Genomic DNA, 21,213 nt, shown 5'->3' with positions numbered 1-21,213 from the left:
TACGCGACCCAAGTCGTATAACGCGGCAGCGCTAATAAGGCTTGTCTGTTAGGATTTCGGCCCCGCGCGTGAAAACCTGAATCCAAATTGATATTTCACGGAATTTTGACCGTTTCGTGTGGATCCTGTGCGTGCGGAATCGGTACAGCCATAAACAGCTACGCTGATCGCAGTGAACGCTAGAAAAATACTATCGGGGCATGCCGGCGCGCATCGCTCTTTGGGGGATTGATGGATCTTTGGACGGCCTTGCAGGCACTGATACTAGGAGTTGTAGAAGGGCTGGCGGAGTTTTTGCCCATTTCCAGTACCGGACACCAGATCATTGTTGCCGACTTGCTGAATTTCGGCGGCGAACGGGCCATGGCGTTCAATATCATCATCCAGCTCGGCGCGATCCTCGCGGTGGTCTGGGAGTTTCGCCGCAAGATTTTCGATGTGGTCATCGGTTTGCCGACGCAGCCCAGTGCCCGTCGTTTCACCGCTAACCTGCTGATCGCGTTTCTGCCCGCCGTGGTGCTGGGCGTGATCTTTGCCGACCTGATTCACCAGTACCTGTTCAACCCGATTACCGTCGCGACCGCGTTGGTGGTGGGCGGCATCATCATGTTGTGGGCGGAAAAGCGTCAGCATGCAGTGCACGCCGAAACAGTCGACGAGATCACCTGGAAAGATGCCTTGAAGGTTGGTTTCGCTCAGTGCCTGGCGATGATTCCCGGTACTTCGCGTTCCGGCTCGACGATCATTGGCGGGTTGCTCTTCGGCCTGTCGCGCAAGACTGCCACCGAGTTTTCCTTCTTCCTCGCGATGCCGACCATGGTCGGAGCGGCGGTCTACTCGGGCTACAAGTACCGCCATCTGTTTGTGCCGGCGGACTTCCCGGTGTTTGCCATCGGCTTTGTCACCGCGTTCATCTTCGCCATGATCGCCGTGCGCGGCTTGCTCAAGTTCATCGCCAGCCATAGCTATGCGGCATTTGCCTGGTATCGGATCGTTTTTGGTCTGGTCATTCTGGCGACGTGGCAGTTTGGCTGGATCGATTGGGCGGCGGCCAAGCCATGAGTGATTCCCGCGCACGCCGGCCCGAAGGGCGACCTTCGGGCGGCAACAACATCCAGCATCTGAAGCTGAAACTGCTGGTTCTGTTGATCGTCTGCGCGCTGCCGCTGTTCGGCTCGGTGTCGATGTGGTTGCGCGGGATTTCGTTGGTGCCGCTGACGGCTTACGGTGTTGTGAGTGTGTTGGCGTTCTTCATGTACTGGGCAGACAAGCGCAAGGCGCGCGCCGACGCCTGGCGCACTCCGGAGAACATTCTTCATGCCGTGGAACTGGCGGGCGGCTGGCCGGGTGCATTAATCGCCCAGCAGGTGTTCCGGCACAAGACGCGCAAGGTGTCGTTTCAGATTCTGTTCTGGGTGATTGTCGTGTTGCATCAGTTGTTCTGGATCGACCAGCTGTTTCTTGGCTCGAACCTGCTGGCGCTGTTCTGAATACACCGCAATTCCCTATGTAGGAGTGAGCCTGCTCGCGATAGCGGAGTGTCAGCCAAAGAAATTCCAACTGACACTCCGCTATCGCGAGCAGGCTCACTCCTACTGGGATCGGGTTTACAGCAACAAACCGATTTGGGTCTTTTTCGGCAACTTGCTCACCACCAGCTGATGCGAACGTTGCAACAACCCGCGCAATTCCTCGGCGCCCAACGGGTAGGGCGGATGCATGATGATCCACTGCGCCCGGGCCAGATAGGGCGCCGGGTGAATCCCCGGACGGTCGCAATGACCGAGAAACAGATCTTTATCAACCTTGAACGCCAGCGAATCCCCACGCAGCCCCTGCAAGGCAAACATCTTGTTGCCGGCAATCGAAAACACTCGCACGCCGCCCCATTTGTAATCTTCCCGAGCGCCCGGCAATGCCAGGCAGAACGCCGCAACGTCGGCTTCGTTCATCTTTCCCTTGCTCATAACAACCGCTCCCCACAGGCATTGAACGACTCGACCAGATGATCGATCCACGCGCGCACCGCTGGCATCACCCCGCGCCGATGCGGATACACTGCTTGCAGCCAGCCGCCGGGCAGTGACCACTCCGGCAACATCTGCACCAGCGTGCCGTTTTCCAGCTCGGCCTCGCAATACATCATCGGCAACAGGGTAAACCCCTGACCGGCAAGGACGCAGGCCTTGCGTACGACAAAATCATCGATGCCCAGGCGAGCCTCCATGTTCAGTTCGAAACTGTGGCCCTGCTGATCGAGCAGGCGCACATGCACCATACGATCGGCCTCCAGCGCACCCAGTACGGGCAGATGCTTCAGGTCTTGCGGATGGTTGATCGTCTTGCCCTGTAAAAACGCCGGGCTGGCCACCACGACCATCTGCGCCTGACGCAGGCGCCGGGTCACCAGCAGCGGATCCTCGTCACCGTGCTCACGCACGCGCAACGCGACATCAAAGCCCTCACCGACCAGATCAACACGGCGATTGAGCAGTACGACTTCCAGTTGCACCTGGGGGAATTTGCCAAGGAAATCGCTGATCACCCACGGCAACATTTCCCGGGCCAGACCTGTAGGGCAGGACACGCGCAGTCGCCCGCGCGGCTCGCTGGACATGCTCGCCACCGCTTCATCGGCCATTTCTGCTTCGAGGAGCATCGCCTGACAGTGGCGCAAGTAACGTTCGCCAACTGCAGTGAGATTGAGTTGCCGGGTGGTGCGTTGCAGTAAACGCGCGCCAAGGCGTTCTTCAAGTTCGGCAATGCGCCGCGACAGCCGTGATTTGGGAATCCCGAGCAAGCGCCCGGCCGCAGCAAAACCGCCGGCTTCGACGACTTTGGCGAAATAGTAGAGATCGTTGAGGTCTTGCATCAGGGATATCCGACTGTTCTATCAGTGGGACAAACTATCGCATTTCAGGCGGCTAATCATCCATTGGTTTCTTGCGTAGGATTGTCTCCATTCCGTCGCCACCGGCGATTCCTTCCAGGAGATTCCACATGAAACTGCTGCATATCGATTCGAGCATTCTGGGCGACAACTCGGCTTCCCGTCAGTTGAGCAGCGAAGTCGTCAAAGCCTGGCAAGTTGCCGAGCCAAGCGCCGTGGTGACCTACCGCGACCTGGCCGCCGACGCCATCAGCCACTTCTCGTCGACCACCCTGGTCGCCGCTGGCACCACCGCTGAGCTGCGTAACGCTGCTCAACAGCATGAAGCCGAACTGAGCGCTTCGACCCTGGCCGAATTCATCGCTGCGGACGCCGTGGTGATCGCGGCTCCGATGTACAACTTCACCGTGCCGACCCAACTCAAGGCGTGGATCGACCGCGTTGCAGTCGCCGGTCAAACCTTCCGTTACACCGAAGCCGGCCCTGAAGGCCTGTGCGGCGGCAAGAAAGTGGTGATCGTATCGACTTCCGGCGGCATTCATGCCGGTCAGGCCAGCGGCATCGCTCACGAAGAGTACCTGAAGCTGGTACTGGGCTTCCTCGGCATCACCGACATCGAAATCGTCCGCGCTGAAGGCCTGGCGTATGGCGAAGAAGTGCGCAACAACGCGATGACCGCTGCACAAGCGAAGATCAGCGAGCAACTGTTCGCCGCCGCGTAAGGCTTGCGTAAAGAACAGCTGATGTTCAGGTAATACCCAAAAAACTCTGTATTCTGGTTCCGCAAGGGGCGAATACGGAGTTTTTTGTTTCTGGCTGTTACATAATCTGGCCCGGGTTATGCAGTCACACAATCAGCGTCTGAGTGCATTGTCGTACCGGAACACCGAATCCCCGGGGTTTCAGGCCCGCAACGCAACGGAACTTTCGATTGAGTAACAACAGGGTGGGGCATCCCATGATGCGTCTTTGTGCAACGTTACTGATTTGCCTGCTCGGCAGCCTTAACACAGTGCATGCCGCGCCTGGGCGACACCCGGTCTGGAGCGTCGGTTATCACGAGATGACCTTCCTCGATCCGCTGGACCTGCAACCGATGCGCGCCATCGCCTTCTATCCTTCCAGCGATCGCGAACACCTGAGCCTGCTCGAGGGCTATTCGGTCGAGGCCGGCGAAGACACCAAAGTCGCCATCGGCCGTTTCCCGATGCTGATGCTCTCCCATGGCAACACCGGCACGCCGCTCGCACTGCACGACCTGGCGACTTCGCTGGCGCGCAAAGGCTTTGTCGTGGTGGCGGTGATTCACCCCGGCGACAATTCCAAAGACCACAGCCGACTCGGCACCCTGAGCAATCTCTACGGGCGACCGATCCAGATTTCCGAAGCCATCACCGCAACCTTGGGCGATCGCATGCTTGCGCCGTACGTCAATGCGGATCAAGTCGGGGTGATTGGTTATTCGGCGGGCGGCGAGACGGCATTGATCCTGTCCGGGGCGCAACCGGATCTCGATCGCCTGCGTCGGTATTGCCAAGAGCGCCCGGACGATCGTGATGCTTGTAACACCCAGGGTGAGTTGATCGTTGATCGGGATGATCTGCAACCGGTGGCCGATCCGCGCGTTCATGCGCTGCTGCTGATGGCGCCGCTGAGCCTGAAGTTCGGTCGTCACACCTTGGCTGACGTGCATGTGCCGGTGCTGCTCTACAGCGGTGATGGTGACAAACTGGTGGCCTTCGACAAGAACGCCGCCGCGCTGGCGCGCAAACTGCCGACGGCACCGGACTTCAAATTACTCGCCGGGGCAGGGCACTTCGTGTTTATGGCGCCGTGCAACGAAGAACAGATTCGCGCCATGCCGGCGTTGTGCACCGATGCTGATGGGGTGGATCGCGAGGATATTCACCGCAACCTGATCTCTGAGGCGGGACGGTTCTTCTCCCATACACTGGGCAGACCAACCCGGGCCGGGATGCAAACCGCGGATCAATAATCCGATCCCCGCAGCACCGCAGCAACTGTGGGAGCGAGCTTGCTCGCGAAGGCGTCATACCATTCAACATATTAGGTGACTGACACACCGCTATCGCGAGCAGGCTCACTCCTACAGGGGATCGCGGCGAACTTCAGGAAATCGCCCGGCGCTGGAGCAGCAAGGTCAGCCCCAATCCGATCACCGACAACAGCGCCGCGCTGAAGAATATCCACGAATACCCCAGGTTCAACGCCACCGTGCCCATCAACGGCCCGGCAATCGCCAGCGCCAGATCGAAGAACACTGCATAAGCGCCCAACCCGGATCCTCGGCTGGAACTGGGCACCTGCTTGATCGCCTCGACACCCAGCGCCGGGTACACCAGCGACAAACCAAACCCTGCCAGTCCGGCACCGATCAAGGCGAATGCGGTCGACGGCGCCAGCCACAACATCACCAAGCCCAAGGTTTCGATGGTCATGCAGGCGATAGCGGACCTGAACCCGCCAAACCGACTGATCGCCGAGATAAACATCAGCCGCGACAGGATGAAGCACACGCCAAACACCGTCAGGCAGTACGCCGCGCCGGTCCAGCCTCGGTTGAGGTAATAGAGGGTGATGAAAGTGGTCAGGGTGCCGTAACCGATCGAGGCCAGGGTCAGACTGGCGCCATACGGGGCGATCCGCCCGAACACCGCCCAAAACGGCAGGCGTTCGCCACGGATCACCGGCACCGACGGTTTGTTGCGGATCAGCAGCAGTGCACCGGCCGCCAGCACGGCTAGCGCGATGCCGAGGCTGGTGAAACCGTAATCAGCAACCATCACCACGCCTAAGGGCGCACCAATGGCAATCGCGCCATAGGAAGCGATGCCGTTCCAGCCGATGGATTTTGCCGTGTGTTCGACGCCGACCTGGCCCATGCACCAACTGATCGTACCGACACCGATCAAGCCCTGCGCGATGCCGAGCAGCAAGCGGCCGATGATCAGAATGACCAGGCTTGTCAGCGGCCAAGTCTGCAACAGGGTGGAGAGCAGCGTCAGCAAGCCACTGAGGACAATCCCCCACAAGCCATAAATGATCGCCCGTTTGGTGCCGACCGTGTCCGACATGCGCCCGGCCATTGGCCGGCTGAGCAGGGTGGCCAGGTATTGCGAGCCAATCACCAGCCCGGCGATGACCGCGCTGAAACCCAGCTGCTCATGCACATAACCGGGCAACACCGCGATCGGCAGGCCGATGCAGAGGAACGCAATAAAGGTGTAGAACACGATAGAAACGATCTGCAGGGTGATCGCCATGGAGCTTTGCGGTGGCAGTTGCTGCGCAGACATGAGGACTCGTTCGCGGGCGGCGGTGGGAGAGTTCGCATCATGGCTTGGGTGTCAGATAAAAGAAAGCAGGCTAACTACTTTCCCAAAAGATTGATGTCGCAGCTACTGGCGTCTTCGCGAGCAAGCTCGCTCCCACAGGGGAATGTATTTCAAATGTGGGAGCGAGCTTGCTCGCGAAGGTCGCCGCACCAGCAAATTCCTCACCCTGAAATGCAAAAAGCCCCGTCACATGGACAGGGCTTTTCAGGTTGCAGCAGCGTTTTAGAACACCACACCCTGACTACGCAGGTAGTCATCGTAAGTGCCGCTGAAGTCAGTCACGCCATCCGGGCTCAGCTCGATGATGCGTGTGGCCAGGGACGATACGAACTCACGGTCGTGGCTGACGAAGATCAGCGTGCCCGGGTAGTTTTCCAGCGCCAGGTTCAGCGCCTCGATCGATTCCATGTCCAAGTGGTTGGTCGGTTCGTCCATGATCAGCACGTTCGGCTTTTGCAGGATCAGCTTGCCGAACAGCATGCGACCTTGCTCACCACCGGAAATCACTTTGACCGACTTGAGGATTTCGTCGTTGGAGAACAGCATGCGCCCCAAAGTGCCGCGAATCATCTGTTCGCCCTGAGTCCACTGACCCATCCAGTCGAACAGGGTGACGTCGTCTTCGAAGTCGTGCGCGTGATCCTGGGCGTAGTAGCCCAGTTCGGCAGCGTCGGTCCACTTGATGCTGCCGGCGTCCGGGGTCAGTTCGTTGACCAGGGTGCGCAGCAGGGTGGTTTTGCCGATACCGTTCGGGCCGATGATCGCCACGCGCTCGCCGGCTTCAACCTGGAAGCTGAAGTCTTTGAACAGTGGTTTGCCGTCGAAGCCTTTGGCCATTTTTTCGACGATGACCGCCTGGCGGTGCAGCTTCTTGTTCTGATCGAAGCGAATGAACGGGCTCACGCGACTCGAAGGCTTGACCTCGGCCAGCTGGATCTTGTCGATCGCCTTGGCGCGGGAAGTAGCCTGCTTGGCTTTCGAGGCGTTGGCCGAGAAGCGGCTGACGAACGATTGCAGCTCGGAAATCTGCGCTTTCTTCTTGGCGTTGTCCGACAGCAGTTGCTCGCGGGACTGGGTCGCCACGGTCATGTACTCGTCGTAGTTGCCCGGGAACAGACGCAGCTCGCCGTAATCCAGGTCAGCCATGTGCGTGCACACGCTGTTCAGGAAGTGACGGTCGTGGGAGATGATGATCATCAGGCTGTTACGCTGGGTCAGCACGTTCTCCAGCCAGCGAATGGTGTTGATGTCCAAGTGGTTGGTCGGTTCGTCGAGCAACAGCACTTCCGGATCGGAGAACAGCGCCTGCGCCAGCAATACGCGCAGTTTCCAGCCTGGCGAAACTTCGCTCATCGGGCCGAAGTGTTGCTCGATGCCGATACCCAGGCCCAGCAACAGTTCGCCGGCACGGGATTCGGCAGTGTAGCCGTCCATCTCGGCGAATTCGGTTTCCAGCTCGGCCACGGCCATGCCGTCTTCTTCGCTCATTTCCGGCAGCGAGTAGATGCGGTCGCGCTCGGCCTTGACCTTCCACAGTTCTTCGTGACCCATGATCACGGTGTCGATCACGGTGAATTCTTCGTAGGCGAACTGGTCCTGGCGCAATTTACCCAGACGTACGTTCGGCTCGAGCATGACCTGACCGCCGGACGGGTCGAGGTCGCCGCCGAGGATTTTCATGAAGGTCGACTTGCCGCAACCGTTGGCGCCGATCAGACCGTAGCGGTTGCCCGCGCCGAATTTGACCGAAACGTTTTCGAAGAGCGGCTTGGCGCCGAACTGCATCGTGATGTTAGCTGTAGAGATCAAGAGTTTTTCCTGCGAAGCATTCTGAGTAGCGAGGGTGCGGCTGGAGCGCTTGGCCCGAGTCAAAGTGCGCTGAAGCGGGGAAGTCCCGTCATCAACCAAGGGGGGCGCGTAAAGTTTGGCGGCGATTGTACTGGTCTGGCTCTTTAAACGATAGGGCGATCACGCCACGACCGCCGATTGGCACCTGCGCGGGACAGTTTTTCACAGATGAACGCTCACCTTTGGCGACAAACTGTGGCTAAAATGCCACCTTTCACCGAGCGTCCGGTTACGGCGCGGGCCAAGGACGAGCCATGTGTATTCAGACCACTGCATGAGACGCTGGGCCTCAGGCCGCCAGGCGCGCAGTTTGTTCACTTCTGACGTGTGACGATTTCCGTGAAACTCATCATTGCTGCTATTTATGTCATTTCCATTGCATACGTTCATCTGCGTGGGCGTGTGCGACACAAACTCGGTCGACAACTGAGCGACCATTCGACGTTTCTTGCGCCGATCAACTGCTTCCTTTATCTGTTTTCGAAAAAACCGAACAAGCCGTACCTGGACCCTAGCGAGTTTCCTGACTTGAGCCCGTTGCAGGCGCACTGGGAAGAAATCCGTGAGGAGGGGCAGAACCTGCTGCGTGCCGGCGAGATCAAGCGCTCCAACCAGTACGACGATGTCGGTTTCAACTCGTTCTTCAAAAGCGGCTGGAAGCGGTTTTATCTGAAGTGGTACGGCGAGAGCCATCCGTCGGCCATGAAGCTGTGCCCGCGCACCACCGAATTGGTGCAGAGCATTGGTTCGATCAAGGCCGCGATGTTTGCCGAGTTGCCCCCGGGTTCAAAACTGGTCCGTCACCGCGATCCGTATGCTGGTTCCTATCGCTATCACCTGGGCCTGGACACGCCGAACGATGCCGGCTGCTACATCAACGTCGACGGTGAGAGCTACCATTGGCGCGATGGTGAAGCGGTGATGTTCGACGAGACGTTTATTCATTACGCCGAAAACACCACCGACAAGAACCGCATCATCCTGTTCTGCGATATTGAACGGCCGATGAAATACCGCTGGGCCGCCGCGTTCAACGCCTGGTTCAGCCGCACGGTGATGTCGGCGGCAGGCGCACCGAATGATGCCAGCGACCGTACTGGCGGGATCAACCGCTTGTTTACCAGAATCTACAAGATTCGTCTGCGTGGCAAAGAGCTGAAAAAGCGCAATCGCAAGCGTTACTACATGGAAAAGTGGGCGATCTTCGGTGGTTTGCTCGCGGTATTCATTCTGATCTGAATTGTTGCATTGCTTTGGCTGGCCCCTTCGCGAGCAGGCTCGCTCCCACAGTGAAATTGGGTGAATGCGAATTTCACGCTCGACTCAGAACCTTGTGGGAGCGAGCTTGCTCGCGAAGACTCTCTCAAATACAACCTGTCAGTTGCCTGACGATCCCTGGATTGTCATTCACCGGAAACCTTCTTTGTCCTCTTGGCTGGCGCAGACTTGCTTGCGGCTTTCGCTTTCGGCTTCGCCACCGCTTTCCCGCCCAGGCTGCGTTTAAGCAGTTCGGTCAGGTCGATAACATCGGCCGTCTTACGCTCTTCTTCGCCGCCCACCGTCTCAACATCCTCGATCTTGCCTTCATGGGCCTTTTTCTCGACCAGGGCCATGATCTTGTCTTCAAATTCATCCTTGTAGTCTTCGGGCTTCCAGTCGGCGCTCATGTCCTGCACCAGCCGTTTGGCCATGTCCAGCTCACCCTTGGCCAACTGCGGCTTGGTCACTTCGCTGCCCAGTTCGAGCTCATCGAGACCACGTACCTCCTGCGGCCAGCGCAACTTCACCAACACCAGCGCCGATTCCAGCGGCATTAACGCTGCGAGGTATTGGCGCGTATGCAAGACCACGCGGGCGAGGGCGACCTTGTTGGTTTTGCTCAGGGTTTCACGCAGTAACGCGTAGACCTTGCCACCGCGTTTGTCCGGCGCCAGATAGTAGGGCGTGTCGATGTTTTGCAGGGGAATCTGATCGGCGTCGACAAACGAGAATATGTCGATGGTCTGCGTTGAAACAGGGTGTGCCGAGCGGATCTCTTCTTCGCTGAGCACCACATATCGGCCTTTTCCGTAGGCCACACCTTTGACAATGTGTTCCTTGGTAACTTCTTTGCCGGTGACCTTGTTTACCCGTTTATAGCCAACGGGATCCATGCTGCGGCTGTCGAGCCAATCGAAATCCACGCCCTGCGACGAGGTCGCCGAGACCAGTGCGACAGGGATGTGCACCAGTCCAAAACTGATTGCGCCTTTCCAGATTGCCCGAGCCATGGTGAGTTCTCCGAGTGATGATCGGATGACCAGCGGCCACGACTGAAAGTTTCCCCGGGATGCGCGGGTTGCCAGCCACTTGGTCAAGCCGTGTTACATGTTGTTTAAGCCTGACGGGTTAACAAATCCGAACCCTCGGCGTAGCGTGGACTCGAAGGCTCTATCCCACGCCCATCGAGAGGCAGCGTCATGAACCGAATTCTGCTTGGCATCGTCGTCCTTGCCCTCAGTGGCGGGCTGGTTCATGCCGACATGCTGTTGGCGCAAAGCCCCACCGGTAACAGCAATAACCCCTACAACAGCCCGATCCGCCGGGCCAATCCGAACAGCATGCAGGGCACTCAGCCCAGCGCTCCCCTCATTCGGGGGCCGAACACCGTACCAACGCCGCGCCAGCCTACGGTCGAGAACCGGGGCATTGGCAACGGCCAGCCGATCCGTTCGGTGCCGAGCACACCCCCCACGTTCATTCCCAACCCACCTTCGCGCGGCGGAGACAGCAATCGTTGAGCGGCAGGACTGAAGTTCTGTCGGCCCTTGAAACGAACAAAAGGAATCGTGCATGTTGCGTAAAACCCTTCTAGCCACACTGTGGGCCGGTGCGCTGATCAGTGCTCCGGCCTTTGCCGCCGCGCCCAAAGAGCTGCAAAGCGAACAGGGCACCCTCGAAGTCACGACCATCACCGCAGGCCTTGAGCATCCATGGGCGCTGGCGTTTCTGCCGGATCGCCAAGGCATGCTGGTCACTGAGCGTCCGGGCAATCTGCGCGTGGTGGCGGCAGACGGCACGCTGTCGGCGCCGATCTCCGGTGTACCGCAGGTCTGGGCCAAGGGGCAGGGCGGGTTACTGGATGTCGCGCTGTCGCCGGACTTCAAACAGGATCGTCTGGTCTATCTGTCCTATGCCGAAGGCGGCGGAGCCGGCGACAAGGCTGGCACCGCCGTAGGGCGCGGGCGGCTTGCGGATGACCTGAAGACGTTGAAGGACTTCAAAGTGATCTTTCGCCAGGAGCCGAAGCTTTCGGTCGGCAATCACTTTGGCTCGCGGCTGGTGTTTGATCGCGACGGTTATCTGTTCATTACCTTGGGCGAGAACAACGACCGGCCGACTGCGCAGGATCTCGACAAGCTGCAAGGCAAGGTCGTGCGCATCTACCCCGACGGCAAGGTGCCGGACGACAACCCCTTTGTCGGCCAGTCCGGCGTTCGCCCGGAAATCTGGGCCTACGGCGTGCGCAATCCGCAGGGCGCAGCGCTCAATCCATGGACTGGCACGGTATGGGAGAACGAGCACGGCCCGCGCGGTGGCGACGAAGTGAACATCATCGAACGCGGCAAGAACTATGGCTGGCCACTGGCGACCCACGGCATTAATTACTCGATGCAGCCGATTCCGGAAGCCCAGGGTAAAACGGCCGAGGGCACTGTCGCACCGCATCATGTGTGGGAGAAGTCGCCGGGCGTTACCGGCATGACGTTTTACGATGCCGATCGTTTCAAGCCGTGGCAACACAATGCGTTTATCGGCGCGCTGGTAACTCAGGAACTGATCCGCTTGCAGTTCGATGGCGACAAGGTCGTGCATGAGGAGCGTTTGCTCGGCGAACTCAAGCAGCGGATTCGTGATGTGCGGCAAGGGCCGGATGGTTATCTGTATGTTTTGACGGATGAAGAGAACGGCTCGCTATACAAAGTTGGCCTGAAGCCGACACCTTGACGGGTAGGCCCCTGTAGGGGCTGCCGCAGGCTGCGATCTTTTGATCTTCACAACAAAATCAAAAGAACGCAGCCTTCGGCATCTCCTACATGTGGAGGCTTACGTTTCGCGGGAATACAACACCACCGCCGCACGCAATTTACCCCGGCCAAACCGGCACATCTTCTCGAACTCGCCATGACTCACCGGTACATGCTGGCAGTCCATGGGTTGGCGATGCTGGCTGTGATCGACATCCGGGTCATGCAGGTAAACGAAATCCTCGTCGCAATCGGTGACGATCACCCAATGCGGCGACTTCGAGCGGGTCAGTCGATAGCTGCTGATCAACACCATCGGCTGCCCGCCGGCATCCAGCAAGCGCGGCAGATCCAGCGACGCACCGATCACACACTCGACATCTGTCTCCTGCAATTGCGCCGTAAACTCATCGTGGACCAAGCGCATGACGTCTTTTTTATGCGCATCCCGCACTCCATCGAGGAATAACGGCCCGCTCATGCTCAACGCCATACGCACGCGAAAGCCCCGACGCCACGCCGCCAAAGCCAATCCCTGCGGACTGCACCCGCCGTGGCCGGAGGTCATGAACACCGTGGTCGCTTCCCGCCAGATCTGCAATTCTTTGCGCCGCTCCAATAAACGTTCCGATTGCAATGCGCCCATGGCCATCAACAGGCACGCCGGGCCACAGGTGAAATCGGTGGTTTGCGGGTAGTAAGGCACCTTGATGCTGCGCGAATCGCGGTGCTGGAGAATGCGTTTCTCCAAGCGCAGCGCGTCGGCGTGGTCTTCGTAGTAATCATGGATCAGCGCAAAGCGCCGGTAGCCATTGCGTTCATACAGGGCAATGGCCGCAGGGTTGTCGATGCGCACCTCCAGGCGCAGATAGGCACAATCGTGCTCCAGCGCCATCGCTTCGATGCGTTGCAGCAGTTGCTTGCTCAGACCGGTTCCTCGCGCTTCAACGGCCAGTGCAATGGAATACAGCCGCGCGAGCGAAGTGCCGCGATGAAACAACACCAACGCATAACCCAACAATTGACCGTCGCACTCCGCCACCAGCAACTGCCCGTGAGCACGGGTGATCATCCACTGAAAGCTGCGACTGGTGAGCCGGTCTGTGGTGAAACATTGCATTTCCAGTGCCAGCAGCGCCGGCAAGTCTTCAACTACCGCCAAACGAAAAACAGCCTTCATATGACCACCGTAAAAGTTGCGTAACGAAACGAGACTTTCAAAAAACTTCGTGCTTAATAGAAAAGGTCTTGTTCTCCAACGGATCAATCTCTATGTCAGCGGTACAGGGTCATTGGCGCGAAGTATCCGAGCAAAGTTTGCCGGCGGCAACTTATTTAAGTTCGGCGATTAAGGCATCCAGCCAAGTGTTGATTATTGTCGAGCGCAAGGAAGACTGGGCTTCATACTTCCCCAGTGAAGACATCCTGACGGCGCAGGAATACCTCGAGCACAGCTGTGACAGCGAGCCGGGCAAGCGTGTGCAGGTGATCAATCTGTGCCGCAGCTACAAGTATCTCGGTCATGGCTACTACTGCTCACTGCTGGCCGAAGCGCGGGGGCACAAGGTGATTCCCTCCGTGCGCACCATCAGTGAACTGACGAAAAAATCACTGTATGGCCTGGCGCTGGATGACCTCGATAAAACGCTCGAGAAAGCCCTCAGTCATCATCTCTACAGTGATACCGAAGGGTTTACCCTGACCCTGTATTTCGGTCGGACACATATCGAGCCATTACAGGATCTGGCGCGGCAATTGTTTGAAGTGTTTCCCTGCCCGATATTGTTAGTTGAGTTCCGTCGAACTAATGGTTGGCACATCGAAGGCATGAAGTCCGGCGCACTGCACAAGTTGCGCGATGATCAGGAAGATCAGTTCGCCAACGCGCTGGACGGGTTCAGCCGTAAAGTCTGGCGGGTGCCGCGCTCGCCGCAAGTGGCACGCTATGATCTGGCGATATTGCACGATCCGCAGGAGGCGTTGCCGCCGTCCAATGCCAAGGCACTGGCGAATTTCGTCCGGGTCGGCAAAGGCATGGGCATCGACGTCGAACTGATTGAACGCAAGGATTACGCACGTCTGGCCGAGTACGACGGTTTGCTGATCCGTGAAACCACCAGCGTCGACAACCACACTTATCGCTTCGCCAAGAAGGCCGAAAGTGAAGGATTGGTGGTGATGGATGACCCGACGTCGATTCTGCGTTGCACCAACAAGGTCTACCTGACTGATTTGCTCAATAGCCATCAACTGGGCATGCCCGCCACCGAAATCCTCTACAAAGAGCGACCCGAAGACTTCGAGCGTGTGGGCGAGCGCCTTGGCTTTCCGCTGGTATTGAAGATCCCTGACGGCTGTTTTTCCCGTGGCGTGATCAAGGTCGAAAGCCAGCAGGCTTTGCTGGAGGCGACCGCCGAACTGTTCGAACACTCGGTGTTGCTGCTGGCGCAGGAGTTTTTCTACACCGAATACGATTGGCGCATTGGCGTGCTCAATCGCAAACCGATCTTCGCCTGCCAGTACTTTATGTCCAAGGGCCACTGGCAAATCTACAATCACAAAGCCAAGGGTCAGGACGTCAACGGCGAATGCCGGACCATGGCGATCCACGAGGCGCCGCGCGCGGTGGTGGAGCTGGCGGTAAAAACCGCAAACCTCATCGGCGACGGCCTCTACGGCGTCGATCTGAAACAAGCCGGCGACAAGGTGGTGGTGATCGAAGTCAACGACAACCCCAACCTCGACGCCGGCATCGAAGACGCCTATTTGCACGACGATCTGTACGCACTGGTACTGGAAGAGTTCGTGCGCCGCCTGGAGCTGAAGCGTCGCGGTCAGGCGTGGTGAGGCGCCGATGATCAACAGCTTCGCACTGAGCCACGGCGCCCTGCAGCGGGTCGAACGACTGGATGCCGAGGTGATGCTGTTCAGCAACCCCGATGCTGCCGAACGCGACTTGCTGCACAGTCATTTCAAGGTCGATGAGCATGCACTGGCGTCAGCGCTGGACCCGGACGAGGTGTCGCGCATCGAGTTCCATCCCGACCATTTGTTTCTGATCTGGAAACGCCCGGAAAACTATTCCGGCGGTGGCAGTCTGGCGTTTGAAGTGTCGTCCTGCGGGCTACTGTTCGCGCCCGGGCAACTGCTGGTGATCGCCACCGACGACACGCCGCTGCACGGCCTCGGCACCCGCCAGCCGTTGAACACGCCGCTGGATGTGTTGCTCGACTTGCTGTTCAACAACATCCATCACTACCTCGGGCATCTCAAGGTGATCAAACTGGTCGCCCGCGAACTGCAGCAGAAATTCAACGCCTCGATGCAAAACCAGCATCTGGTGCAGATGTTCAACCTCAGCGAAAGCCTGATCTATTACATCAACGCGTTGCACAGCAACGGCGCGGTCCTCACGCGCCTGCGCAACCATGCCGAGAAGCAGCATTTCGGCAGTGAAGCGCTTGGCCTGATCGACGACCTGATCATCGAGAACAACCAGTGCTACAAGCAGGCGGAAATCTACTCGACGGTGTTTTCCGGGCTGATCGACGCGCGCGGCAATCTGATGAACAACAGCATGAACAACCTGCTGCGCAAGCTGACCTTGATCAACGTGGTGTTTCTGCCGTTGAACCTGATTGCGAGTATTGGCGGCATGTCGGAATTCAGCATGATGACGGCGGGGACGCCGTGGTGGATTTCCTATCCGCTGTTTCTGGCGGCGATGTTGCTGGGGGCGGGGGGGATGTTGTTTGGGTTGCGGCGTTTGGCCAGATGATTTGTAGTGACTGATCGGACGTCTTCGCGAGCAGGCTCGCTCCCACAGTGGGAATGCATTTCAACAGGGTGGGAGCGAGCCTGCTCGCGAAGAAGCCGGCACAGGCAAAGTAAAACTCAGGACAGTCCCGCATTTGGCCGAACCGCCACTGTGATGCCTTGTTATAGTTCGGGCCTCATTTTCAGCCCGGTAAAGGATCACTGCCATGACTCAATACTCCGCCTTCAGTGTCGAACTGGCCGACAACATCGCCCATGTGCAGATCAATCGCCCGGAAAAGATCAACGCGATGAACGCGGCGTTCTGGAGCGAGATCGTCGAGATCTTCCATTGGATCGACGACACCGACGAAGTGCGCGTGGTGGTCCTCAGTGGCAACGGTAAACACTTTTCCTCCGGCATTGATCTGATGATGCTCGCCGGCGTCGCCAATGAACTGGGCAAGGACGTTGGCCGCAACGCGCGCCTGCTGCGCCGCAAGATCCTCACCCTGCAAGCCTCGTTCAACGCCGTCGACAACTGCCGCAAACCGGTGCTTGCCGCTATTCAGGGGTATTGCCTCGGTGGTGCGATTGACCTGATCGCGGCCTGCGACATGCGTTACGCCGCTGAAGACGCCCAATTCTCGATCAAGGAAATCGATATCGGCATGGCCGCCGATGTTGGCACTTTGCAACGGTTGCCACGGATCATCGGTGACGGCATGCTGCGTGAACTGGCTTACACCGGTCGCACGTTCGGCGCTGACGAGGCGCGCAGCATTGGCCTGGTCAATCGCATCTACAGCGACAAGGACGCGCTGCTCGAAGGCGTGTTGGACATCGCTCGCGAGATCGCTGCGAAGTCGCCGATCGCGGTCACCGGCACCAAGGAAATGATCAGCTACATGCGCGACCATCGTATCGACGACGGTCTCGAATACGTTGCCACTTGGAACGCCGCCATGTTGCAATCCACCGACTTGCGCGTGGCCATGGCCGCCCATATGAGCAAACAGAAACCCGAATTTCTGGATTGAGAAACCATGACATCTCGCTGGACCACTGCAGTACTGGACACCGATCAACCCGGCGGCTGGGCCGTGGCGCGCAGCCCGGAAGGCTTTCTGTTCGATGACAACGGCGCGCTGTTCCCCCGGGAATGGCTCAAGCGTCAGGACTTGTCAGTTCTCGCCGAGCACGGCATTGGCCATCTCGATGGCGAGCCGGTGTACTTGTTGGAGTTGCGCAGTGCCAGTGAGGTGCCGGGTTGTAACTGGAAAGGGCTGCGGGCGTTCATGCTCGATGGCGAGCACACGATCTACAAAGTGCTCGGGTATGCCGCGCAGATAGGCACGTGGGCGCGCGAGCATCGTTTCTGCGGTAATTGCGGCCAGGCGATGACGCAGGTACCGCGTGAGCGGGCGATGTATTGCCAGCCGTGCGATCTGCGCAGTTACCCGCGGATTTCACCGAGCATGATCGTACTGATTACCCGTGGCGACGAGATTCTGTTGGCGCGCTCACCGCGATTCGTCACTGGGGTCTACAGCACGCTGGCCGGATTCGCTGAACCCGGCGAGTCGGCCGAGGATTGCCTGATTCGTGAAGTGCGCGAAGAAGTGCAGATCGAGGTGCAGAACATTCAGTACATGGGCAGCCAGTGCTGGCCCTTCCCGCATTCGATGATGCTCGGCTTCCATGCCGAATATGCCGGTGGCGAGATTGTCTGTCAGGAAGACGAGATCGAAGACGCCCAGTGGTTCAACGTGCACGACCTGCCGCCGTTGCCGGCGTCAAAGTCGATTGCCCGTTACCTGATCGACGTCTACGTGGCGCGACGCTTAGGCCACGCTGAACCAGTGCTGCCAGGCTAGGCGCACGGTCAAACCCAGCACCACGGTGATGAACACCGGGCGAATGAACTTGGCGCCGCCGCTGATCGCGGTGCGCGCGCCAAAGAACGCGCCGACCATCACCGACAGGCCCATGCTCAGGCCGATGATCCAGTCCACCTGCCCGGAAAACACGAACACCGACAGCGCCGCAATGTTGCTGACGAAGTTCATGCTGCGCGCCACGCCGCTGGCCTTGACCAGATCGATCGGGTAGAGCAGCAGGCTGCTCACTGTCCAGAACGCGCCCGTACCGGGGCCGGCCACGCCGTCATAGAAACCGAGGCTGAAGCCTTGGCTCGATTGCCATTTCTTTTTGATCGGCGCGTCGCTGTCCAGTGGCGCTTTTGGCGTGCCGCCGAACAACAGATACAGGCCGCAGGCAAACACAATCACCGGGAGCATCTTGTTCAGCCATTCCGCCGGCAGGTAATGCGCGACGATGGCGCCGGCCAGGGCGCCGACCAGTGTGCCGACGATGGCGTGGGTCCACTGACGCGGGTGGAACAGCTTGCGTTTGTAGAAGGTGAAACTGGCAGTGGCCGAGCCGAACGTCGAGCTGAGTTTGTTGGTGCCGAGCACCAGATGCGGCGGCAGGCCAGCGGTCAGCAGGGCGGGCGTGGTCAGCAGGCCGCCACCGCCGGCGATGGCATCGATGAAACCGGCAATGAAAGCGACAAAGGCCAGAATGGCGAGGGTGGTGAGGTCAACGCTGAGTTCGAAAGGCATGGAATCGGCTTATTCGGCAGGGCGCAGATTTGGCTGCGGGGAGGGCGGTCATGTTACCTGTATCCAACTGTTGCGGCGACCCGTCTGACGCCTTCGCGAGCAAGCTCGCTCCCACAGTTTTTTGGGGTGTTCACAAAATCAATATTCACTACAAATCCCCTGTGGGAGCGAGCTTGCTCGCGAAGGCGGCATCCCAGCCAATGCAAAACTTACTGTTGCCCACTCAACATCCAGCCAACAAATCCCCCTTAAAAAAACATCTTGATAGCCGGGAAACCCAACAAAACCGGGCATTCCAGGGCTGGCACGCTTGCTGCTCTACCACTCCCATCTCCGCAAATGTCCCGAGGACACGCCAATGAGTCAGCAAGCCGTAAAATTTGCCTACTGGGTGCCGAACGTCAGCGGTGGGCTGGTGGTCAGCAAGATCGAACAGCGCACCGATTGGGGCATCGACTACAACCGCAAACTGGCGCAGCTCGCCGAGGCCGCCGGGTTCGAATACGCGTTGACGCAGATCCGTTTCACCGCCGGATATGGTGCGGAGTTCCAGCATGAATCCGTGGCGTTCAGCCACGCATTGCTCGCGGCCACCAGCAAACTCAAAGTGATCGCCGCGATCCTGCCCGGCCCGTGGCAACCGGCGTTGGCAGCCAAGCAACTGGCGACGATCGACCAACTCACCAACGGCCGCATCGCGGTGAACATCGTCAGCGGCTGGTTCAAAGGCGAATTCCAGGCCATCGGCGAGCATTGGCTGGAGCACGACGAGCGTTATCGCCGTTCCGAAGAATTCATTCGCTCACTGCGCGGCGTGTGGAGTCAGGACAACTTCACCTTTCGCGGCGATTTCTACCGCTTCGATAATTACAGCCTGAAACCGAAACCATTGGGTCGTCCGGAAATTTTCCAGGGCGGCAGTTCCCGTGCCGCGCGGGACATGGCCGCACGGGTTTCGGACTGGTATTTCACCAACGGCAACAGCGTTGAGGGGATCAAGGCGCAGGTCGACGATATTCGTGCCAAGGCAGCGGCGAACAATCATTCGGTGAAGATCGGTGTGAATGCCTTTGTCATCGCCCGTGAAACCGAAGAAGAGGCGCGGGCGGTACTTGCGCAGATCATCGATCAGGCCGATCCGGAAGCGGTAAACGCTTTTGGCGATGCGGCGAAACAGGCAGGCCGTGCATCGCCGGAGGGTGAGGGCAACTGGGCGAAATCGACGTTTGAGGATCTGGTGCAGTACAACGATGGTTTCAAGACCAATCTGATTGGTACGCCGTTGCAGATTGCCGAGCGGATTGTCGCGCTGAAAGCGGTGGGTGTGGATCTGGTGCTGGCGGGGTTTCTGCACTTTCAGGAGGAGGTCGAATACTTCGGGCGACGGGTGTTGCCGCTGGTGCGCGAACTGGAGGCAGAAAAGACTGCCGCTGTTGCCTGAACCCTATGCAAAACCTGTGGGAGCGAGCTTGCTCGCGAAGGCGTCCTTTCAGTAAATACTGTGATTACTGATAAACCGCATTCGCGAGCAAGCTCGCTCCCACATTGGATCTTTGTGAATCTACAGACCGAGGTCAGACAGGCTCGGATGATCATCCGGGCGCCTGCCCAGCGGCCAGTGGAACTTGCGTTCGCTTTCCTTGATCGGCATGTCGTTGATGCACGCGTAACGCTGGAACATCAGGCCTTGCTCGTCGAACTCCCAGTTTTCGTTGCCGTAGGAGCGGAACCAGTTGCCCGAATCATCGTGCCATTCATAGGCGTAACGCACGGCGATGCGGGTATCCGAGTAAGCCCAGAGTTCCTTGATCAAACGGTAATCCAGTTCCTTCGCCCATTTACGGGTCAGGAAGGCCTTGGCTTCTTCGCGGTTGTTGGCGAATTCGGCGCGGTTGCGCCATTTGGTGTCGAGGGTGTAAGCCAGCGATACCCGTTCCGGGTCGCGGGAGTTCCAGCCATCCTCGGCCAGGCGAACTTTCTCGATGGCTGATTCACGGTTGAAGGGCGGCAATGGCGGACGTACCTGGGCTGCAGTAGTCATATCAGTCTCCCGATCTAATTAATAATTGAACAACAAGTCCGGCTTATTAAGGCGTTACAGGTCCAATAACTTTCGCGCCATGCATTGCGCATTATCGGCGGCACTGTGATCACCCATCACAAGCGCTACGGTAATGGCACCATCAATCAGGATCAGCAGCTGTTTGGCCAGCAGTTGCGGATCCTCGGCGCCATGTTCGGTACACAGCTCGCACACGTAGTCGAGCAGCTTCTGTTTGTGTTCTTTCGCCACCAGCCGCACCGGGTCTTGCGGGTCGCCGGTCTCGCCGCTGGTGTTGATGAACGCGCAGCCGCGAAAGCCTTCGGAGGCGAACCAGCTCTTGAGCACGGTAAACAGGTTGAGCAGGCGATCGGCCGGGGTTTCGGCCTGATCGACAGCGCTTCTGTACCAATGCATCCAGCGCACGTCGCGGCGTTGCAGGGCGGCGACGGTCAGCGCGTCCTTGTCGGCAAAGTAACGGTAGATGCTTTTTCTGGAGACGCCGGCGGTTTTCACCAGAAGATCCATGCTGGTGGCAGCGATGCCACTTTTGTAGATCAACTTTTCGGTGACATCCAGAATGATGTCGCGTGTGTCATTGCTAGTGATTTCGTTCATGTGGCGAACAGTAGAACGATTGTTCTCCTTGGTCAAGCGGGTATTTTTGTCGACTGTGAAATCGTCTTCGCGA

Annotated in this window: 21 protein-coding genes; 12 read left to right on the top strand and 9 right to left on the bottom strand. The window is 58.6% G+C overall.

The genetic code is table 11. The features are described 5' to 3' along the window. The first annotated feature begins 231 nt into the window (after positions 1-231). Together BMY54_RS12455 and BMY54_RS12450 are read left to right on the top strand one after the other, a co-directional pair. Positions 232-1,062 (top strand): undecaprenyl-diphosphate phosphatase, encoded by an 831-nt coding sequence (locus BMY54_RS12455; RefSeq protein ID WP_093432795.1) that lies wholly within the window; start codon positions 232-234, stop codon positions 1,060-1,062. Then, positions 1,059-1,490: a DUF1294 domain-containing protein gene (locus tag BMY54_RS12450; protein ID WP_093433565.1), complete on the top strand. Its 432-nt coding sequence runs from the start codon at positions 1,059-1,061 to the stop codon at positions 1,488-1,490. The genes BMY54_RS12455 and BMY54_RS12450 overlap by 4 nt, the downstream gene beginning before the upstream one ends. A gap of 117 nt (positions 1,491-1,607) precedes the next feature. Here the strand turns inward: BMY54_RS12450 and BMY54_RS12445 are convergent, their stop codons facing one another. Together BMY54_RS12445 and BMY54_RS12440 are read right to left on the bottom strand one after the other, a co-directional pair. Beyond that, positions 1,608-1,967 (bottom strand): MmcQ/YjbR family DNA-binding protein, encoded by a 360-nt coding sequence (locus BMY54_RS12445; protein WP_093432792.1) that lies wholly within the window; start codon positions 1,965-1,967, stop codon positions 1,608-1,610. Then, positions 1,964-2,872, bottom strand: a complete 909-nt coding sequence (locus tag BMY54_RS12440) for a LysR substrate-binding domain-containing protein (RefSeq protein ID WP_093432790.1) — start codon at positions 2,870-2,872, stop codon at positions 1,964-1,966. The genes BMY54_RS12445 and BMY54_RS12440 overlap by 4 nt, the downstream gene beginning before the upstream one ends. Positions 2,873-3,000: 128 nt before the next feature. On the opposite strand from BMY54_RS12440, the gene BMY54_RS12435 reads away from it, so the two are divergent. Beyond that, positions 3,001-3,612, top strand: coding sequence for an FMN-dependent NADH-azoreductase (locus BMY54_RS12435; RefSeq protein WP_093432787.1), 612 nt, complete (start codon positions 3,001-3,003; stop codon positions 3,610-3,612). 236 nt (positions 3,613-3,848) lie between these two features. Continuing rightward, positions 3,849-4,886 carry an alpha/beta hydrolase family protein gene (locus tag BMY54_RS12430; RefSeq protein ID WP_093432784.1) on the top strand — a complete coding sequence of 346 codons (1,038 nt, stop codon included), beginning with the start codon at positions 3,849-3,851 and terminating at the stop codon, positions 4,884-4,886. A 133-nt stretch (positions 4,887-5,019) separates the two neighbouring features. On the opposite strand, the gene BMY54_RS12425 is transcribed toward BMY54_RS12430, so the two are convergent. Further along, on the bottom strand, positions 5,020-6,207 hold the full coding sequence (locus BMY54_RS12425; RefSeq protein WP_093432781.1) for an MFS transporter: 1,188 nt from the start codon (positions 6,205-6,207) through the stop codon (positions 5,020-5,022). Between the two features lie 261 nt (positions 6,208-6,468). Continuing rightward, positions 6,469-8,055 (bottom strand): ABC-F family ATPase, encoded by a 1,587-nt coding sequence (locus tag BMY54_RS12420; RefSeq protein ID WP_007914779.1) that lies wholly within the window; start codon positions 8,053-8,055, stop codon positions 6,469-6,471. Between the two features lie 378 nt (positions 8,056-8,433). Here BMY54_RS12420 and lpxO point away from each other — a divergent pair, with 378 nt between their 5' ends. After that, entirely contained in the window at positions 8,434-9,333 is a 900-nt protein-coding gene (lpxO, locus tag BMY54_RS12415; protein WP_093433562.1) for a lipid A hydroxylase LpxO, read from the top strand. A gap of 164 nt (positions 9,334-9,497) precedes the next feature. Here the strand turns inward: lpxO and BMY54_RS12410 are convergent, their stop codons facing one another. Continuing rightward, positions 9,498-10,364: a non-homologous end joining protein Ku gene (locus tag BMY54_RS12410; protein ID WP_093432778.1), complete on the bottom strand. Its 867-nt coding sequence runs from the start codon at positions 10,362-10,364 to the stop codon at positions 9,498-9,500. A gap of 189 nt (positions 10,365-10,553) precedes the next feature. Here BMY54_RS12410 and BMY54_RS12405 point away from each other — a divergent pair, with 189 nt between their 5' ends. Together BMY54_RS12405 and BMY54_RS12400 are read left to right on the top strand one after the other, a co-directional pair. Next, positions 10,554-10,874 carry a hypothetical protein gene (locus BMY54_RS12405; RefSeq protein ID WP_093432775.1) on the top strand — a complete coding sequence of 107 codons (321 nt, stop codon included), beginning with the start codon at positions 10,554-10,556 and terminating at the stop codon, positions 10,872-10,874. Between the two features lie 52 nt (positions 10,875-10,926). After that, positions 10,927-12,081, top strand: a complete 1,155-nt coding sequence (locus BMY54_RS12400) for a PQQ-dependent sugar dehydrogenase (RefSeq protein ID WP_093432772.1) — start codon at positions 10,927-10,929, stop codon at positions 12,079-12,081. 99 nt (positions 12,082-12,180) lie between these two features. Here BMY54_RS12400 and BMY54_RS12395 read toward each other — a convergent pair whose 3' ends face one another. Continuing rightward, entirely contained in the window at positions 12,181-13,281 is a 1,101-nt protein-coding gene (locus tag BMY54_RS12395; RefSeq protein ID WP_093432769.1) for a peptidase C39 family protein, read from the bottom strand. Positions 13,282-13,373: 92 nt separating this feature from the next. Here BMY54_RS12395 and BMY54_RS12390 point away from each other — a divergent pair, with 92 nt between their 5' ends. The 4 genes from BMY54_RS12390 to nudC all read left to right on the top strand — a co-directional run bounded on the left by BMY54_RS12390 (position 13,374) and on the right by nudC (position 17,734). Next, complete coding sequence (locus BMY54_RS12390; RefSeq protein ID WP_093432766.1) at positions 13,374-14,948, top strand: RimK family protein; 1,575 nt, start codon at positions 13,374-13,376, stop codon at positions 14,946-14,948. 7 nt (positions 14,949-14,955) lie between these two features. Then, on the top strand, positions 14,956-15,879 hold the full coding sequence (locus BMY54_RS12385; protein ID WP_093432763.1) for a magnesium transporter CorA family protein: 924 nt from the start codon (positions 14,956-14,958) through the stop codon (positions 15,877-15,879). A gap of 205 nt (positions 15,880-16,084) precedes the next feature. Beyond that, complete coding sequence (locus tag BMY54_RS12380; RefSeq protein ID WP_093432760.1) at positions 16,085-16,897, top strand: crotonase/enoyl-CoA hydratase family protein; 813 nt, start codon at positions 16,085-16,087, stop codon at positions 16,895-16,897. 6 nt (positions 16,898-16,903) lie between these two features. Next, on the top strand, positions 16,904-17,734 hold the full coding sequence (gene nudC / locus BMY54_RS12375) for an NAD(+) diphosphatase (protein WP_093432758.1): 831 nt from the start codon (positions 16,904-16,906) through the stop codon (positions 17,732-17,734). On the opposite strand, the gene BMY54_RS12370 is transcribed toward nudC, so the two are convergent. Next, positions 17,702-18,481, bottom strand: a complete 780-nt coding sequence (locus BMY54_RS12370) for a TSUP family transporter (RefSeq protein ID WP_093432755.1) — start codon at positions 18,479-18,481, stop codon at positions 17,702-17,704. The two genes, nudC and BMY54_RS12370, sit on opposite strands and share 33 nt — an antisense overlap. 358 nt (positions 18,482-18,839) lie before the next feature. On the opposite strand from BMY54_RS12370, the gene sfnG reads away from it, so the two are divergent. Continuing rightward, positions 18,840-19,922, top strand: coding sequence for a dimethylsulfone monooxygenase SfnG (gene sfnG / locus BMY54_RS12365; protein WP_093432753.1), 1,083 nt, complete (start codon positions 18,840-18,842; stop codon positions 19,920-19,922). A 120-nt stretch (positions 19,923-20,042) separates the two neighbouring features. Here the strand turns inward: sfnG and BMY54_RS12360 are convergent, their stop codons facing one another. Continuing rightward, on the bottom strand, positions 20,043-20,522 hold the full coding sequence (locus tag BMY54_RS12360; protein ID WP_093432751.1) for a nuclear transport factor 2 family protein: 480 nt from the start codon (positions 20,520-20,522) through the stop codon (positions 20,043-20,045). A 54-nt stretch (positions 20,523-20,576) separates the two neighbouring features. After that, positions 20,577-21,140 (bottom strand): TetR/AcrR family transcriptional regulator, encoded by a 564-nt coding sequence (locus tag BMY54_RS12355; RefSeq protein ID WP_007914737.1) that lies wholly within the window; start codon positions 21,138-21,140, stop codon positions 20,577-20,579. Between the last annotated feature and the right edge of the window lie 73 nt (positions 21,141-21,213).

The organism is Pseudomonas sp. ok266, assembly GCF_900110195.1.
Taxonomy (GTDB): domain Bacteria; phylum Pseudomonadota; class Gammaproteobacteria; order Pseudomonadales; family Pseudomonadaceae; genus Aquipseudomonas; species Aquipseudomonas neuropathica.
The sequence above is the reverse complement of the archived record's forward strand: the minus strand, read 5'-3'. Positions and strand labels throughout refer to the sequence as shown.